Source organism: Staphylococcus pseudintermedius, from assembly GCF_034042775.1.
In the GTDB taxonomy this organism is placed as follows: domain Bacteria; phylum Bacillota; class Bacilli; order Staphylococcales; family Staphylococcaceae; genus Staphylococcus; species Staphylococcus pseudintermedius.
This window is the reverse complement of the sequence record NZ_CP120150.1, coordinates 2,328,902-2,346,013: the sequence shown is the minus strand read 5'-3', so window position 1 is coordinate 2,346,013 and position 17,112 is coordinate 2,328,902. Positions and strand designations below refer to the sequence as shown.

General features: G+C 40.3%; 15 protein-coding genes. All 15 read left to right on the top strand.

What is annotated here, in order from left to right; translation table 11 throughout:
• Window positions 1-329 precede the first annotated feature (329 nt).
• The 15 genes from pth (at window position 330) to folK (ending at window position 17,082) form a co-directional block, all read left to right on the top strand.
• Complete coding sequence (gene pth, locus P3U61_RS11145) at window positions 330-902, top strand: aminoacyl-tRNA hydrolase (protein ID WP_014614803.1); 573 nt, start codon at window positions 330-332, stop codon at window positions 900-902.
• Window positions 903-907: 5 nt separating this feature from the next.
• A complete protein-coding gene (mfd, locus tag P3U61_RS11140; protein WP_373366407.1) occupies window positions 908-4,411 on the top strand; it encodes a transcription-repair coupling factor in 3,504 nt (1,167 codons plus the stop codon).
• The gene (locus P3U61_RS11135; protein WP_101457713.1) at window positions 4,401-5,933 is read left to right on the top strand and encodes an oligosaccharide flippase family protein; all 1,533 of its coding nucleotides are present in this window, start codon (window positions 4,401-4,403) and stop codon (window positions 5,931-5,933) included. Before mfd ends, P3U61_RS11135 begins: the two co-directional genes overlap by 11 nt.
• Window positions 5,930-7,114, top strand: a complete 1,185-nt coding sequence (locus tag P3U61_RS11130; protein ID WP_101457714.1) for a MazG nucleotide pyrophosphohydrolase domain-containing protein — start codon at window positions 5,930-5,932, stop codon at window positions 7,112-7,114. Before P3U61_RS11135 ends, P3U61_RS11130 begins: the two co-directional genes overlap by 4 nt.
• Complete coding sequence (locus tag P3U61_RS11125) at window positions 7,104-7,361, top strand: RNA-binding S4 domain-containing protein (RefSeq protein ID WP_014614799.1); 258 nt, start codon at window positions 7,104-7,106, stop codon at window positions 7,359-7,361. The genes P3U61_RS11130 and P3U61_RS11125 overlap by 11 nt, the downstream gene beginning before the upstream one ends.
• Window positions 7,362-7,388: 27 nt before the next feature.
• Entirely contained in the window at window positions 7,389-7,778 is a 390-nt protein-coding gene (locus tag P3U61_RS11120; protein WP_014614798.1) for an FtsB family cell division protein, read from the top strand.
• 139 nt (window positions 7,779-7,917) lie between these two features.
• Entirely contained in the window at window positions 7,918-8,295 is a 378-nt protein-coding gene (locus tag P3U61_RS11115) for a S1 domain-containing RNA-binding protein (RefSeq protein ID WP_014614797.1), read from the top strand.
• An 82-nt stretch (window positions 8,296-8,377) separates the two neighbouring features.
• Complete coding sequence (tilS, locus tag P3U61_RS11110) at window positions 8,378-9,667, top strand: tRNA lysidine(34) synthetase TilS (RefSeq protein ID WP_101457716.1); 1,290 nt, start codon at window positions 8,378-8,380, stop codon at window positions 9,665-9,667.
• Window positions 9,657-10,196, top strand: coding sequence for a hypoxanthine phosphoribosyltransferase (gene hpt / locus P3U61_RS11105; protein ID WP_014614795.1), 540 nt, complete (start codon window positions 9,657-9,659; stop codon window positions 10,194-10,196). The genes tilS and hpt overlap by 11 nt, the downstream gene beginning before the upstream one ends.
• A gap of 115 nt (window positions 10,197-10,311) precedes the next feature.
• Entirely contained in the window at window positions 10,312-12,426 is a 2,115-nt protein-coding gene (gene ftsH, locus P3U61_RS11100) for an ATP-dependent zinc metalloprotease FtsH (protein ID WP_015728595.1), read from the top strand.
• 454 nt (window positions 12,427-12,880) lie between these two features.
• Window positions 12,881-13,765 carry an Hsp33 family molecular chaperone HslO gene (gene hslO, locus P3U61_RS11095; protein ID WP_014614793.1) on the top strand — a complete coding sequence of 295 codons (885 nt, stop codon included), beginning with the start codon at window positions 12,881-12,883 and terminating at the stop codon, window positions 13,763-13,765.
• A gap of 523 nt (window positions 13,766-14,288) precedes the next feature.
• On the top strand, window positions 14,289-15,218 hold the full coding sequence (cysK, locus tag P3U61_RS11090) for a cysteine synthase A (protein WP_014614792.1): 930 nt from the start codon (window positions 14,289-14,291) through the stop codon (window positions 15,216-15,218).
• Between the two features lie 221 nt (window positions 15,219-15,439).
• Complete coding sequence (folP, locus tag P3U61_RS11085) at window positions 15,440-16,243, top strand: dihydropteroate synthase (RefSeq protein WP_014614791.1); 804 nt, start codon at window positions 15,440-15,442, stop codon at window positions 16,241-16,243.
• A complete protein-coding gene (folB, locus tag P3U61_RS11080; RefSeq protein WP_014614790.1) occupies window positions 16,233-16,604 on the top strand; it encodes a dihydroneopterin aldolase in 372 nt (123 codons plus the stop codon). The genes folP and folB overlap by 11 nt, the downstream gene beginning before the upstream one ends.
• Entirely contained in the window at window positions 16,597-17,082 is a 486-nt protein-coding gene (folK, locus tag P3U61_RS11075; RefSeq protein ID WP_014614789.1) for a 2-amino-4-hydroxy-6-hydroxymethyldihydropteridine diphosphokinase, read from the top strand. Before folB ends, folK begins: the two co-directional genes overlap by 8 nt.
• Window positions 17,083-17,112 lie beyond the last annotated feature (30 nt).

Sequence of the window (17,112 nt, the reverse complement as noted above, 5' to 3'; positions counted from 1 at the left end):
GGCCCTTTTTTGAAATGGCCAATGAAAAAGAATGCCTGCTGAAAAGTAGTTCAATATGAGAAACGTGAAAAAAGCATTCGTGATTTGTGCCGTTGCATAATGTGAAAAGACATGATTAATGGTGTTAAACGTGGCATGAACGCCTATTCGGATTTGAATGTCATCGTATCGCGATTTCGAATTTTCGATAAGTTGTGAGTGTTTCGAATAGAAGTTCTATAATAGGAATAGGACGATTCACCAAGTTCAAGGTCAAATGTGTTAATATAGGGATATTAAACGCAAATGATGAATAGAGCGTAGGAGAAAGACAAACATGGAGGTCAATGATGAAGTGTATTGTAGGCTTAGGTAATATAGGGAAGAAATATGAATATACGAGACATAATATCGGTTTTGAAGTCATCGATCATCTACTTGATAGACATCAAATCAAACTTGACAAGCAAAAGTTTCGTGGTGCATATACGATAGAGCGCATCAATGGTGAAAAAGTGATGCTCATCGAACCATTGACTTTGATGAATTTGTCAGGTGAAGCAGTGGCCCCTCTGATGGATTACTATGATGTTGAGGTTGATGATTTGCTCGTATTGTACGATGATTTAGATTTAGCACAAGGTCATGTACGTTTGCGTCAAAAAGGCAGCGCTGGTGGTCATAACGGCATGAAATCAATCATCCAAATGTTAGGCACGAGCGACTTTAAACGGATTCGTATTGGTATCGATCGTCCTTCGAATGGGATGGCGGTCAAGGATTATGTATTACAGCGCTTTTCAACCAATGAAATGAAAGTGATGGATACAGTCATTCAACATGTGGCAGATGCAGTGGAAGCATTTATAGGAAACGAAAAATTCGAAAATGTAATGAATCGATATAATGGTGAGGCTAAGTGAAATCAATAATCAATGAAATTATAAATAGAGACTCGAGATTTAAAGATTTAGCAGAGCAAGTCGGTCAATCCAATGTGCTCGTGACAGGATTAACCCCTGCCGCGAAAGCATCTATCATTGCGGAACTTTATCAATCGGACCACCGCCAAGTTGTTTTGGTTACAAATAATTTATATCAGGCGGACAAGATTGAAGCAGATTTATTACAGTTTGTTCCGGATGATGAAGTGTATAAATATCCTGTTCAAGATATGATGACAGAAGAATTTTCAACGCAAAGCCCAGAATTGATGAGTGAACGCGTACGAACGTTAACAGCACTCGCGAATGATCGTCGCGGGTTATTTATCGTCCCCTTAAATGGCTTGAAAAAGTTGCTCACACCTAAAGAAATGTGGCGTGACCATCAAATGACTTTTGAAGTGGGCGACGATATTGAGGTTGACGCGCTTTTGGAAAAATTAGTGAGCATGGGATACCGACGTGAATCGGTCGTGTCCAATATTGGTGAATTTTCGGTGCGTGGAGGCATTATTGATGTGTATCCGTTACTAGGTGAACCGATTCGAATTGAACTGTTCGATACGGAAGTGGATTCGATTCGTCAATTCGATGTAGAAACGCAACGTTCATCAGAAAATATCGACAGCGCGGAAATTACGACAGCGCATGATTATATTATGACAGAGGCCGTCCGACAACAGATGATGACAACGTTGAAGTCTGCTTACGAAACGACGAGACCTAAAATTGACAAGTCAGTACGCCAAGATTTGAAAGAGACGTATGATAGTTTTCAAATGGTTGAGGATACGCATTTTGATCCCCAGATATTGCGTCGTTTAGTTGCATTTATGTATGAGAAGCCTACAACCATTTTAGATTACCTTAAAGATAATGCGATCATTTTAGTTGATGAATACAATCGTGTTCGCGAAACTGAGGAATCTTTGTCGGTTGAAACTGAAGACTTTTTACAAAATTTGATTGAAAGTGGTAAAGGCTTTATCGGACAGCGTTTTATGGATGATGAGGCATTTGATCGAATGTTACGCCAGTTCAAAATTACGTTTTTCACGTTATTTACTGCCTCAATGCAAATGAAGTTAGACGACATGATTAAGTTTTCATGTAAACCGGTCCAACAATTTTACGGGCAATACGACATCATGACTTCTGAATTTCAACGCTATATGCGACAAGAAGACCGTGTCGTCGTCATGGTAGAAACGGCAACGAAAAAAGAACGTATTCAGGCGATGTTAAGCGAAATGCATATCCCTACACTGTTAGAGCCTGACGTTGACACAATGGCGGCGGGACATGCGGCAATCATTGAGGGCAGCTTGTCAGAAGGCTTCGAACTCCCTTACATGTCGCTCGTTGTGGTGACAGAACGTGAATTGTTTAAGTCTAAGCAGAAAAAGAGCACGAAAAAGCGTCGTAAAACATTAAGTAATGCGGAAAAAATTAAATCATACCAAGAATTGAATGTCGGCGATTATGTCGTGCACGTGCATCATGGTGTAGGTCGCTACCTCGGCGTGGAAACACTAGCGGTAGGTGATGTACACCGCGACTATATTAAAATTCAATATCAAGGCACAGACCAACTCTTTGTACCTGTTGATCAAATGGAGCAAGTGCAAAAATATGTAGGTTCGGAAGATAAATCGCCAAAGCTGTGTAAGTTAGGCGGTAGTGAATGGAAGAAAACGAAAGCGAAAGTTCAGCGCAGTGTAGAAGACATTGCGGACGAACTGATAGCTTTATATAAAGAACGCGAACAATCTGTCGGTTATCAATTTGGGCCAGATACAGCAGAACAATATGCGTTTGAAATGGACTTCCCATATGATTTAACGGATGACCAAGCGAAATCGATTATCGAAATTAAAAATGACATGGAAAGCCAAAGACCTATGGACCGTCTGTTATGCGGTGACGTAGGTTACGGTAAAACTGAAGTGGCTGTCAGAGCGGCGTTCAAAGCAGTTATGTCAGGGAAACAGGTCGCATTTTTAGTACCGACAACCATTTTAGCACAACAACATTATGAAACGTTGATTGAGCGGATGCGTGATTTCCCTGTCGAAATTCATTTAATGAGCCGCTTCCGTACTCCTAAAGAAGTGCGCGAGACAAAAGAAGGTTTGAAATCAGGCTTTGTGGACATCGTTGTAGGGACACATAAGTTACTCGGTAAAACAGTTGAGTATAAAGATTTAGGTTTACTCATTGTCGATGAAGAACAGCGATTTGGTGTGCGTCACAAAGAAAAAATTAAGCAGTTAAAAGCAAATGTCGATGTACTGACATTAACTGCGACACCGATTCCGCGTACGTTGCATATGAGTATGTTGGGCGTGCGTGACCTGTCGATTATTGAAACACCACCAGAAAACCGTTTCCCAGTCCAAACGTACGTCCTAGAGCAAAACACTAACTTTATTAAAGAAGCTTTAGAACGGGAACTTTCTCGAGATGGCCAAGTGTTTTATCTCTACAACCGTGTCAGTTCCATATATGAAAAACGTGAACAGCTTCAAATGTTGATGCCAGACGCTTCAATTGGTGTCGCGCACGGTCAATTGCCAGAACGTGACTTGGAAGAAACGATGCTCGACTTTATTAATGGAGAGTACGACATTTTAGTGACGACGACGATTATCGAAACAGGTGTCGATGTACCGAATGCAAATACACTCATTATTGAAGATGCCGATCGTTTTGGCTTGAGCCAGCTGTACCAATTACGTGGACGTGTCGGTCGTTCGAGCCGTATCGGGTATGCGTATTTCCTTCACGCAACGAACCGTGTATTGAATGAAGTTGCTGAAGAACGTCTCCAAGCAATTAAAGAATTTACCGAACTTGGCAGTGGCTTTAAAATTGCGATGCGTGACTTGAACATTCGGGGTGCAGGTAACTTACTCGGTAAACAACAGCACGGTTTCATTGATTCGGTCGGCTTTGACTTGTACTCACAAATGTTAGAAGAAGCGGTGAACGAAAAACGTGGCATTAAAGAAGAAACGCCGGTTCCTGAGCTTGAGTTAGATTTGAAACTCGATGCATATTTACCAGCTGAATACATTCGTAATGAACAAGCGAAAATTGAAATTTACAAGAAGTTGAGAGCGACTGAAAGTATGGAGCAATTGATGGATATTAAAGATGAATTGCTTGATCGTTTCAATGCGTATCCAACAGAGGTTGAGCAATTGTTAGATTCTGTAGAGATTAAAGTCCATCTCCTTCACGTCGGTGTGCAGTCCGTGAAAGATACAGGCAAAACGATTGAAATTTTATTGACCCCAAAAGGTACAAATGATATTGACGGTGAAGCGTTATTTAAAAATACAATCGCGCTCGGTCGTGCAATGAAAGTCGGCGTACAAGATGGCTGTATGAAAGTGACGTTGACAAAAGGAAAACAATGGCTCGAATCACTGAAATTTTTAGCGAAGACGTTGGAAGAAAGTTTGAGACTCCCGCATGAAATCTAACACAGCATTTAATGGTGTCGTCGTCCTGACGTTAGGATTGATTGTCGTCAAAGTATTGAGTGCTTTGTATCGGGTACCTTATCAAAATGTACTCGGTGATGAAGGATTGTATGCGTATCAACAAATTTATCCTATTGTCGCATTAGGTGTGGTCTTGTCGAGCAATGCGTTGCCGAGTGCGTATACTCAAATGTTAGGGCATCAGCGTGTATCAAAACCATTCTTCATTCGGTTATGTCGAATATTGACAAGTGTAGGTATAGTCATTTGCGCGCTGATGTTCATCGGTGCGAAAGTGGTCGCGTTGTTAATGGGTGATCCGCAATTAACGCCGATGATTCGAGCGGCAAGTTTCAGTTTTGTTTCTGTTGGGGCACTCGGTTTGTTGCGTGGTTATTTTCAATCCAAATACGAAATGCACATGCCTGCGTATTCACAAGTGTTGGAACAATTGGTTCGCGTCGGTTTAATCGGTGTTGTGATTGGATTGTTTGTCTTTCAGGACTTGTCGATTTATCAGGCGGGAACATGGGCCATTGTCGCGTCAACTGCAGGTTTTGTAGTAGCGACGGTGTTTTTAGCTTTCAAAAGTCATCTTTCTACTACGTCTATTGATCAAGAAAACTTGCAGTGGCGTCGTTTTTTCATTGCGACAGTCGTCTTTGCAATCAGTCATTTAATCGTTATTTTATGGCAAGTGGTCGATAGCTTTACCATTGTGAATATGTTGCGTTACGGTACTGGACTCACGTTTGATGAAGCGATTACGCAAAAAGGGATTTTCGATCGTGGTGCGTCCTTTATTCAAATGGGACTTATCGTCACAACGACCTTCTGTTTCGTGTTAATTCCACTATTGACAGATACGAAGAAAAACGGGCAGCGCCAACAAATGTATAGTTATGCGAATGCCTCACTGAAGATTACGATTGTAATCAGCAGTGCGAGCGGTATTGGGCTGATTAATTTAATACCGTTACTTAACCGTGTCTTTTTTGAACGCGCAGAATTGACAGGCACATTGTCGCTATATATGTTGACTGTCATATGCGTGTCACTCATTATGATGTACATCGCGTTGCTAGAAGTGCATGAAGAATTTCGTATGATTATGAAAGCGCTCGTCATCGGAATCGTTACAAAAGGTGTGCTCAACATCATCGTGATTCCGTTGTTTGGTATTTTGGGTGCAAGTGTAGCGACGGTGAGTTCTTTAGTCGTGTTTGTTGTGGTCTTACATCATCGTGTCGTACAGCTCTATCGTCTTCACGCTTTGCGAAAGTTTTATGTGAAACTGGTTTTAGCTTTATTGGTCATGACAACTGTTGTACAATTATGTCATTATCTTATTCCTACTGAGACACGTTTCGGAGGTTTGATTGAACTTCTTATTGTAGCGATGGTCGGCGTGGGTACCATCGTCTTCATGCTCTTGTACCTCAATATTTTAAGTGAAGAAGAGTGGATTCATTTACCGTTTGGCGACAAAGTCATTTCGTGGGAGAAAGGAAGAAAGTCATGACACACCAACTGACAATTATAGGATTAGGGAACTACGGTTTAGACGAATTACCCGTTAGTATTTACAAATTAATTCAACAACAAGCTAAAATTTATGTGCGTACGAAAAATCATCCCGTAATCGCACAATTAGAAGGCATCGCGATCGAAAGTTTTGACGATGTATACGAAGCGCATGAAACGTTCGAACCAGTGTATCAAGCGATAACAGAGCGATTGTTCGAATATGCGCAACATGAAGACATTGTGTATGCTGTGCCGGGTCATCCGCGCGTGGCTGAGACAACGACACAGTTATTGTTGCAAAATGCACTCAAACACAATGTGGCAGTTAAAGTGTTAGGTGGACGTAGCTTTATTGATGATGTATTTGAAGCGGTCGATGTCGACCCGAACGATGGCTTTACGATGTTAGATGCAACAGCGTTAACGGTGGACATGCTCAATCCGCGGACAGCAACAGTCATTACGCAAGTTTATAGTGACATGGTTGCCGGTAACTTAAAGTTATCCTTGATGGAACGTTACCCGGATGACTTTGAAGTGATGGTCGTTGACGGGGCACATCAAGGTGGGGCACAAGTGATGCGTTGTCCAATATATGCATTAGATCATGATGTGACGTATACGAATTTAACGAGCGTCTTTGTGCCGAAAGTGACTGATGAGACAGCCTTGTATGGTGACTTTGATTATGCGGATCAAGTGATTGCGCGTTTAGTTGACGATGAACATGGTTGCCCTTGGGATAAAGTCCAAACGCACCAAACGTTAAAGCGCTATTTGCTTGAAGAAACGTACGAGTTATTTGAAGCGATCGATAACGAAGATGATTGGCATATGATTGAAGAGCTCGGCGACATCTTGTTACAAGTGTTGTTGCATACGAATATCGGTCGTAAAGAAGGGTACATGGATACGCGTGAAGTCGTAGTAAGTTTGACTGAAAAGATGATTCGTCGTCATCCGCACATTTTTGGTGATGAAAGTGCGCAAAATGTCGACGATGTGAAATCGATTTGGCAAACTGAAAAGCAAGCAGAAGGTAAAAAAGAACGCGTTAAATTTGAGAAAGTATTTGCGACCTATTTCTTAAAATTGTATGATGAAGTCAAAAATAAAGACTTTACGGAAGAAGAACTTAAAGCTTATATAGAACAGGGGGGCAATTATGAGACTTGATAAGTATTTAAAAGTGTCACGATTAATTAAACGTCGTACACTCGCTAAAGAACTGAGCGATCAAGGTCGTGTTGCGGTGAATGGGCACACTGCCAAAGCGGGGACAGACGTGAAAATAGATGATGAGTTAGTGATTCAATTTGGTCAAAAAATCGTTACGGTTAAAGTCACAGGATTAAATGAGCATGCGACAAAAGAAAATGCTAAAGGGATGTTCGAACTCGTTAAAGAAGCGCGCATTCAATAAAGGGTAAATAAAGAAAGGTGACGCCCCATGGCCCAAAAAATTCAAAATATCGGCAACCAGTATACAAGCCAAAAAAATGCTAAAAAGCAACGACATGAACGCCGGAAAAAAGTTGTAAAAAAACGCATCTCTGTTTTCGGAGGGATATTGCTTGCCATCATTATTGTGCTGTTAATTATGTTGATGGTACAAGTGAAAGGGAACCACGAAGCATCAGTAGAACGTCAAAAGAAAGAAGCACAATATCAAAAGTTACAAGATCAAGAAATTGAATTAAAAGAACAACTGAACAATCTGAATGATGAAGCGTATGTCGAAAAAATCGCGAGAGATGAGTACTATTTAAGTAATGATGGTGAAATTATTTTTAAATTACCAGAGGACGCCAAGAACGATAAGCAGTCCGGGAAAAAGTAGCAAACTTTTAGACTTGGATTGTCAACAAGTAAAAAACGTAAAGAAAAAAGGCGATGTTCAATTTGCCATTGTGAAAACAGTTAAACAAACGTATAATAGAACTATATATCGAACTAAAGCGGGAGGATGCATTATAACAATGTCAATCGAAGTAGGAAGTAAGTTAAAAGGTAAAGTCACTGGTATCAAAAAATTTGGTGCATTCGTGGAGTTGCCTGAAGGAAAAAGTGGGCTAGTTCATATTAGTGAAGTAGCAGACAACTATGTCGAAAATGTAGAAGACCATTTAACAGTCGGTGATGAAGTAGAAGTAAAAGTATTATCTATTGCAGATGATGGTAAAATTAGTTTATCTATTAAAAAAGCAAAAGAGCGCCCGCGTAAGCAAAAACCGGCGCAAAAACCAGAAGACTTTGAGAAAAAGCTATCTAACTTTTTAAAGGATAGTGAAGACAGACTTACTTCTATTAAGCGTCAAACAGAATCAAGACGTGGCGGCAGAGGTTCACGTCGTTAAGTATTGATAATCACTTAGAGGTTGAGAAACGAAGGATAACTTTGACTCTCAGCCTCTATTTTAATGTAGGAGTGGCATCGATATGCAACAAAACTGGAAGGCTACAGACCATATCGTCGTTGCGGTTTCGACAGGAATTGATAGTATGGTACTGCTGCATCAATTGCTATATGATGAGACATTAACGTATCGCCAATTGACTTGTTTACACGTACATCATGGCTTGAGAGAGGCGTCAGAGCAAGAGGCAACATTCATTCAACATTACTGTGAACAGCATGACATTCCGTTCTATATGAAGCGACTGGACTTGTCGGATGTGGTGGCAGAAGGACGAAGTATTCAAAATGATGCAAGGGAGATGCGTTATCAATGGTTTGATACGATGATGCACCAATTGGACGCGGACGGTTTGCTCACTGCGCACCACGAGGATGATCAAGTGGAAACGATTTTTTACCGGTTGTTTACTGGGAAAAGTACACGCAGTTCGCTCGGCATGTCAACCATTGAAGCGCGTAACGGATATCGTTTGTACAGACCGTTGTTAAATACATCGAAACATGTCATTCGAGCGTATCAACAGCAACATGATGTCCCTTATTTTGAAGATACGTCGAATGCAAGCAATACCTATGTCCGCAATGATATTCGCAATCGAATCTTGCCACAAATTGACGAGAATGCGCAGTTAAAGTCGCAACAATTGCTAAAACTTAAAGCGTGGTATGATGAAGCGTTCATGTTGATGCAACGTGAAGTAGACAACTTTATCGAGCGATTTGTGACAACAAACGCACATTCTTTTACTGTATCAAGAAACGCTTTCAACGCCTTGACGTACCATGTTAAAATATTAACCTTGGATACATTGTTGCATCAATTTGAGGATACCGTTACGATAAGTGAGCGTGCGTATGCTGATTGGTTACAAAAATTAGCTGGTCCGGTCGCACAAACACAATTGATGCACACAAACCAATGGCATGCTGATATCGTGTATGATAAATTAGTAATAATGGCGCCAATGCAAAAAAGCTTAGATACATATACTATACAGGTGACTGAAGCGGGAACGTATCGCTTTGGTTGTTATGACGTTCAGATTACTGACATGACTGATTTGCCTGGCTCAAAATTGTGCATTCGTTCTCGTCAACCCGGCGACCGTATTGCACGACATGATGGGCATCATAAAAAAGTATCACGGCTGATGATTGATGCAAAAGTTCCTGCATATTTGAGAGCACAAATACCGATCATCGAAACGACGCATGGAGACATTTTAGCTGTAGGCACGTTGTATATTCAGCAACACTATCAAGGTGTAATTAAGATTCAATTTATGGGAGATGACATACATGAAAAATGATGTAAAAGAAGTGTTATTAACGGAGGAGGACATTCAACAGATTTGTCGTACATTAGGTGAAACAATCACAGCAGATTATCAGGGGAAAGATCTGTTTTGTGTCGGTATTTTAAAAGGGTCAGTCTTATTCATGACAGACTTAATTAAACATATCGACTTGCCACTTGCGATTGATTTTATGGATGTATCAAGTTATCACGGTGGTACAGAATCAACAGGTGAAGTACAAATTTTAAAAGATTTAAGTTCATCAATCGAAAATAAAGATGTGTTAATCGTTGAAGATATTCTTGAAACGGGTACGACATTAAAATCTATCACAGAATTATTACAATCTCGCCGTGTGAACTCATTAGAAATTGTGACATTACTCGATAAACCAAACCGTCGTAAAGCGGATATTGAAGCGAAATATGTTGGTAAAAAAATTCCCGATGAGTTTGTGATTGGCTATGGTTTGGACTATCAAGAAAAGTATCGTAACTTACCTTATATTGGTACGCTAAAATCTGAAGTGTACGCAAAATAATCGCGTTGAATGGGGCATGTCCCTAGCGTTGATAAAAGTCAATTACTAGCCATTTGTGTAACAATTATGGTAAAATTTTTATTAGTTTTATATTTGAAGTAGGAGGAAACGACGCATGCAGAAAGCTTTTCGTAATGTGCTGTTTATAGCCATTGTCGGCGTTGTTATCTTTGGGCTATTTTCATGGATTAACGGCAATGGAAATGTACCTAAAGAGTTAACTTACACGCAATTTATTCAAAAGTTGGATAATGGAGAACTGAAATCTTTAGAAATTCAACCAGAAAATAATGTTTATAAAGTGAGCGGTAAGTTAAAAAATAATGACGATTATGCCTCAACAATTTTGTTTAATAATGATCAAGAATTGAATAAAGTTACTGAAACAGCCAAAGACCAAAAAGGATTAGATTTTACTGTTAAAGAAGAAGAAGGACAGAGTGTATTTGTAAGTATTATTTCTACATTAATTCCTGTTTTAGTGATTGCTCTACTCTTTATTTTCTTCCTTAGCCAAGCACAAGGCGGCGGTGGTGGCGGTCGTATGATGAACTTTGGTAAGTCCAAAGCGAAAATGTACGATAGTCAAAAAGGCCGTGTACGCTTCACAGATGTTGCGGGAGCAGATGAAGAGAAACAAGAACTCATTGAAATTGTTGACTTTTTGAAAGATAACAAGAAATTCAAACAAATGGGTTCACGTATCCCGAAAGGTGTCTTATTAGTAGGGCCACCAGGTACAGGTAAAACATTGCTTGCACGTGCAGTAGCGGGTGAAGCAGGTGTGCCGTTCTTCTCAATTAGTGGTTCGGACTTTGTTGAGATGTTTGTCGGTGTTGGTGCGAGCCGTGTCCGTGATTTATTCGAAAATGCGAAGAAAAATGCGCCGTGTATCATTTTTATAGATGAGATCGATGCAGTGGGTCGTCAACGTGGAGCAGGTGTTGGCGGTGGGCATGATGAACGTGAACAAACATTAAACCAACTTCTTGTAGAGATGGATGGTTTTGGTGAAAATGAAGGTATCATCATGATTGCGGCGACAAACCGTCCTGACATCTTAGACCCTGCGTTATTACGTCCAGGCCGTTTTGACCGTCAAATTCAAGTCGGACGTCCAGATGTGACAGGCCGTGAAGCCATTTTACATGTTCATGCTAAAAACAAGCCTTTAGACGAAACAGTAGACCTTAAAGCGATTGCACAACGTACACCGGGCTTCTCTGGTGCGGATTTAGAAAACTTACTCAACGAAGCGTCTTTAATTGCGGCGCGTAGTGGTAAGAAAAAAATCGATATGCGTGATATTGAAGAGGCGACAGACCGCGTTATTGCAGGTCCAGCTAAAAAATCGCGTGTCATTTCTGAAAAAGAACGTAATATCGTTGCCCATCATGAAGCAGGACATACTATCATCGGTATGGTGCTTGACGAAGCTGAAGTGGTGCACAAAGTAACTATCGTACCACGTGGTCAAGCGGGTGGTTACGCAATGATGTTACCTAAACAAGACCGTTTCTTAATGACTGAACCAGAATTACTCGATAAGATTTGTGGTTTACTCGGTGGACGTGTCGCTGAAGATATTATCTTTAACGAAGTCTCAACAGGTGCGTCAAATGACTTTGAACGTGCTACACAAATCGCACGTGAAATGGTGACGAAATACGGTATGAGTAAAAAACTAGGTACTGTACAATTCTCACATGGCGGCGGACAAGTCTTCTTAGGTAAAGACATGTCGGGTGAACCTGAATATTCAGGTCAAATCGCCTTTGAAATTGACAAAGAAGTACAACGCATCATTAAAGAACAATATGAACGTTGTAAACAAATCTTGTTAGACCACGAATCCCAATTAAAATTAATCGCTAAAACGTTATTAACTGAAGAAACATTGGTTGCAGAACAAATTCAATCATTATTCCATGAAGGGCATTTACCAGAAGTGAATTATGATGATGCAAAAGTCGTTAACCATTCTGAAAATAAAGCGTTTGACGAAGGGAAATATGGTAAGTCTTATGATGACATTCGTCGAGAACAACAAGAATTGACAGGACGCGCAAACCGTGATCAATCAGAACGACGCAATGAAGACGAAACAACCAATGAGACTGAGCCAAAAGACAGTGAAGACACACAACAAAATGACAATGGCGATACAACGGGTTATGAACAAGAGCCAAACATTGATCGTCCAGGTAATGATCAACCGCCACGTCAATAAGCGATAAGCATCAGGGCTTTTCTTGAAAGCAGAACACTTTTAAGAAAAGCCCTTTTTATAATTGGTGAACACTGATGGTGAAGTGGTGCCCCTTTTCAAAAGCATGATGGTATAAGTGGGGATAAAATTTGATAAAAGCACTTGCAAAAAAGTAAGAAAGCGAAGTCATGAGGGCAATCAAAGCCAAAAATCATTATGGGCAAGTTAAATAAAATACCGCATCAATCGCATCCCAAATTTTATGGCCTCTCCACTTTCGCTAATTTGAATGTAAAAGTTATATTTACCTCTATACATGATAAAGTTGTAGGAAGCATTTTAGTTGAGTCGTACGAGACTTCCGCGTATGATAATGCAAAGTAGTGACCCTCCAATTAAAATAGCGACGGACATAGATGACCATTAATCAATAACACAGAATAAACTGCACAAATTTAAGGAGTGATATAGCAAAATGACACATGACTATTTAGTAAAAGCGTTGGCCTTTAACGGAGAAATTCGTGCATATAGTGTAAACGCAACGGAAACGATTCAAGAAGCACAAAAGCGTCATTATACGTGGCCCACTGCATCTGCAGCTTTAGGTCGAACAATGACAGCAAGTTTAATGATGGGTGCTATGTTAAAAGGTGACCAAAAATTAACAGTAACGGTAGACGGCGATGGCCCAATCGGTAAAATTATTGCTGATGCAGATGCGAAAGGGAAAGTGAGAGGTTATGTGACGAATCCTCAAACGCACTTTCCGCTCAATGAACAAGGCAAATTAGATGTGCGTCGTGCAGTCGGAACAACGGGCGCAATCAATGTCGTAAAAGATGTGGGCATGCGTGATTATTATACAGGGAGTAGCCCTATCATTTCAGGTGAACTCGGTGAAGACTTCACATATTATTTTGCGAACAGTGAACAAGTCCCTTCATCAGTGGGGGTTGGTGTACTTGTTAACCCAGATAACTCTATCAAAGCAGCAGGAGGATTTATCCTTCAAGTCATGCCGGGTGCCAAAGATGAAACCATCGATCGTTTAGAAGCAGCGATTAGCACGATGAAACCTGTATCGACATTAATTGATGAAGGTTTAACACCAGAAGAAATGTTAGAAACGATTTTAGGTAAAGACAATGTGACAATTTTAGAAAGCATGCCGACTGAATTCGAATGTAACTGTAGCCACGATAAATTTTTAAATGCGATCAAAGGTTTAGGTCAAGCCGAAATTGAAGATATGATTGCAAAAGATCACGGTGCAGAAGCGGAATGTCATTTCTGTCGCTCACGTTATTCATTTTCCGAAGATGAATTGAAGGCGTTACTTGCTGAAATGCCATCTTAAACACATGTAACAAGCTGGAATAAAAATTTTGATGATATTTAATTTAATATTTTCCTTAACTTGCCCTCATGAACACGCATTCTTTAAGGTTGCCGGTATGGATTCGCTTTTCCAGAGACTTGTCTTAACTCGCCAACACTTCATGATCTTGTTATATTAGAAGTAGCATTGGCGGTTTTTCAATCCCCCTACATTTTGGCAATTTTACATTGATAACTTTAGCACATGAGGGCAAGTTTTGAGTTTGATGAACAATTTCAAAATCGTTATCGTCTCACATGAATTGATGGCTAATTAAGTCACTTTTAAACGACTTCATTTCTTCTCGGTCTTCAATGATATAGAATGGAGTATGCGAGCCTTTTAAACGATATAGGCGTTAACATCGGTCGATATCTTGATAAAAAACAGTTGCGACTTAGAATGTGCTTTTGCTCGCGTACATTTAGTGGTACACTATAGATATCCGATATAATAGCTATGTTTTAACGAGAAAATTAATTGAAAAGTGAGGTTGTTGAGGATGGTCAGAAAACCAGTGGATAATATTACAGACATTATTGGTCAAACACCTGTTGTTAAGTTACGTCATCAAGCAGGTGAAGATGCTGCAGACATTTATGTGAAATTAGAATATCAGAATCCAGGCGGCTCTGTGAAAGACCGTATTGCCTTAGCGATGATTGAACAAGCAGAAAAAGAAGGCAAAATTAAGCCAGGCGATACAATTGTCGAACCTACTTCAGGAAATACAGGTATCGGTTTAGCATTTGTATGTGCGGCAAAAGGTTATAAAGCTGTTTTCACAATGCCTGAAACAATGAGTATGGAACGTCGTAACTTATTAAAAGCTTACGGTGCAGAACTCGTATTGACACCGGGTGCAGAAGCGATGAAAGGTGCAATTAAAAAAGCGAAAGAACTTAAAGAGACACATGGCTATTTTGAACCACAACAATTCGAAAACCCAGCTAACCCCAAAGTGCATGAATTAACAACAGGTCCAGAACTTGTAGAACAATTTGAAGGCCGTACCATCGACGCCTTTTTAGCAGGTGTAGGTACGGGTGGTACTTTGTCAGGTGCTGGTAAAGTGTTAAAAGAAAAATATCCAGACATTCAAATCGTTGCCATCGAACCTGAAGACTCACCAGTATTAAGTGGTGGCGAACCAGGACCTCATAAATTACAAGGTTTAGGTGCGGGCTTTATACCAGGTACGTTAAACACAGAAATTTATGATGAAATTATTAAAGTCGGCAATGAAGTAGCGATGGAAACATCTCGTCGTGTTGCTAAAGAAGAAGGTATCTTAGGCGGTATTTCTTCAGGTGCGGCAATTTATGCGGCGATTCAAAAAGCGAAAGAACTAGGTAAAGGTAAGACAGTTGTAACGGTATTGCCAAGTAATGGTGAGCGTTACCTTTCTACACCACTTTATAATTTTGAATAAGAGACAACAGTAGGGCTGTGCACATACAGTCCTGCTTTTTTATTGCATTTTAGTGATACGGCTATAGAAAATGATGTGTCTCACTTAGACATCAAGTATGCTTATCATTCCGCTTTGAAGACGATGGCTGACATTGTATGAAAGCTTCAGAAATTTGTTATAATATACCTATTCTAAGGTGGATGTGAATGGTTGAATGAGGCGGAAAGGAAGATTGTAACATGCCACAAACACAAATTATGGGTATTTTAAATGTCACACCGGATTCGTTTTCAGATGGTGGGCGCTTTAATGAAGTTGATCGCGCGGTTGAACATGGGACTAAGATGGTTGAACAAGGCGCACATATCATTGATGTAGGAGGCGTATCCACACGTCCAGGTCACGAGGAAGTCACAGAGGAAGTCACAGTGGAGGAAGAACTTGCACGTGTCATCCCGGTCGTTAAAGCTTTACAACATTTGGACGTCACTATTTCAGTCGATACATTTCGAAGCGAAGTTGCAGAAGCTGCACTTGAAGCGGGTGCTACAATGATTAATGATCAGTGGGCAGGGCTTTATGATTCACGCATGTTTCAAGTGGTTGCGAAATACGACGCAGAAGTCATTTTAATGCATAATGGTGATGGCGAGCGGAACGTACCGGTGATGGACGAAATGCTTGTCATGTTATTAAAGCAAGCGAATAAAGCGGTGCTCGCCGGGATTGATCGTGAACGTATTTGGCTTGATCCGGGTATTGGATTTGCGACAACGCGTGAAGAAGAACAAGAAGTGATGTCACGGTTAGATGAACTTGTTGCAACAGGTTATAAAGTTTTGTTAGCGACGAGTCGAAAGCGTTTGATTAAATTTTTACTCGGTGGCGACAATCAAGTTGATGAGCGCGATGAAGCGACGGCAGCCACAACAGCTTACGGTATTATGAAAGGTGTACATGGTGTTCGTGTACATAATGTTTTAATGAATGCACGATTGGCCAAAACAATGGATGCGTTGAAAGGATATGAAGATGGAAGATAAAATATTTTTAAAAGGACTTGAATTTTATGCGTATCATGGCGCGCTCCCTGCAGAAAATGAAATCGGTCAAATTTTTACCGTTGATGTTGAAATGAAAGTGGATTTAAGTGTAGCAGGTACGTCTGATCGCGTGGAAGATACTGTACATTACGGTGAAGTATATGAAGATATCAAAGCCATTATGCATGGTTCTGCTGTGCAATTAATTGAACATCTTGCGGAACGTATTGCATTACGTATAAATTCACACTATAATCGTGTAATGGAAACGAAAGTTAGAATCACTAAAAAAAATCCACCTATACCTGGTTATTATCAAGGGGTCGGTGTAGAAATTGTGAGGGCGAATCACCATGATTGATGTGTATTTAGGTTTAGGCAGTAACATGGGTGACCGAGAAGCACAGTTAAAAGCAGCGATTGATTTATTAGATGCTCATGACAAGATTAATGTTGTTGCGATTTCACCTATTTATGAAACGAAGCCGGTCGGATATACAGAACAACCTGATTTTTTGAATTTATGCTTACACATTCAAACACAACTTTCTGCACAAGACTTGTTAAAGGTCGCTTTAGAAACTGAGGCAGAGTTACATCGTGTACGTAAAGTGCGATGGGGCCCACGTACAATGGATATTGACATTTTATTGTACGGCGATGAAATCATTGAAGAGGATGATTTAACGGTGCCGCACCCGCGTATGACTGAACGTGCTTTTGTGATGGTACCATTAAATGATATTGCTGCCAATGTTACCGAACCGCATTCGGGCCAAAAAATTCAACAGATCGTACCTCATGATGATACAGTAGTAAAATATAAAGCAATATTGTGATGGATTTTGGTGATTGACTTTGAATATATT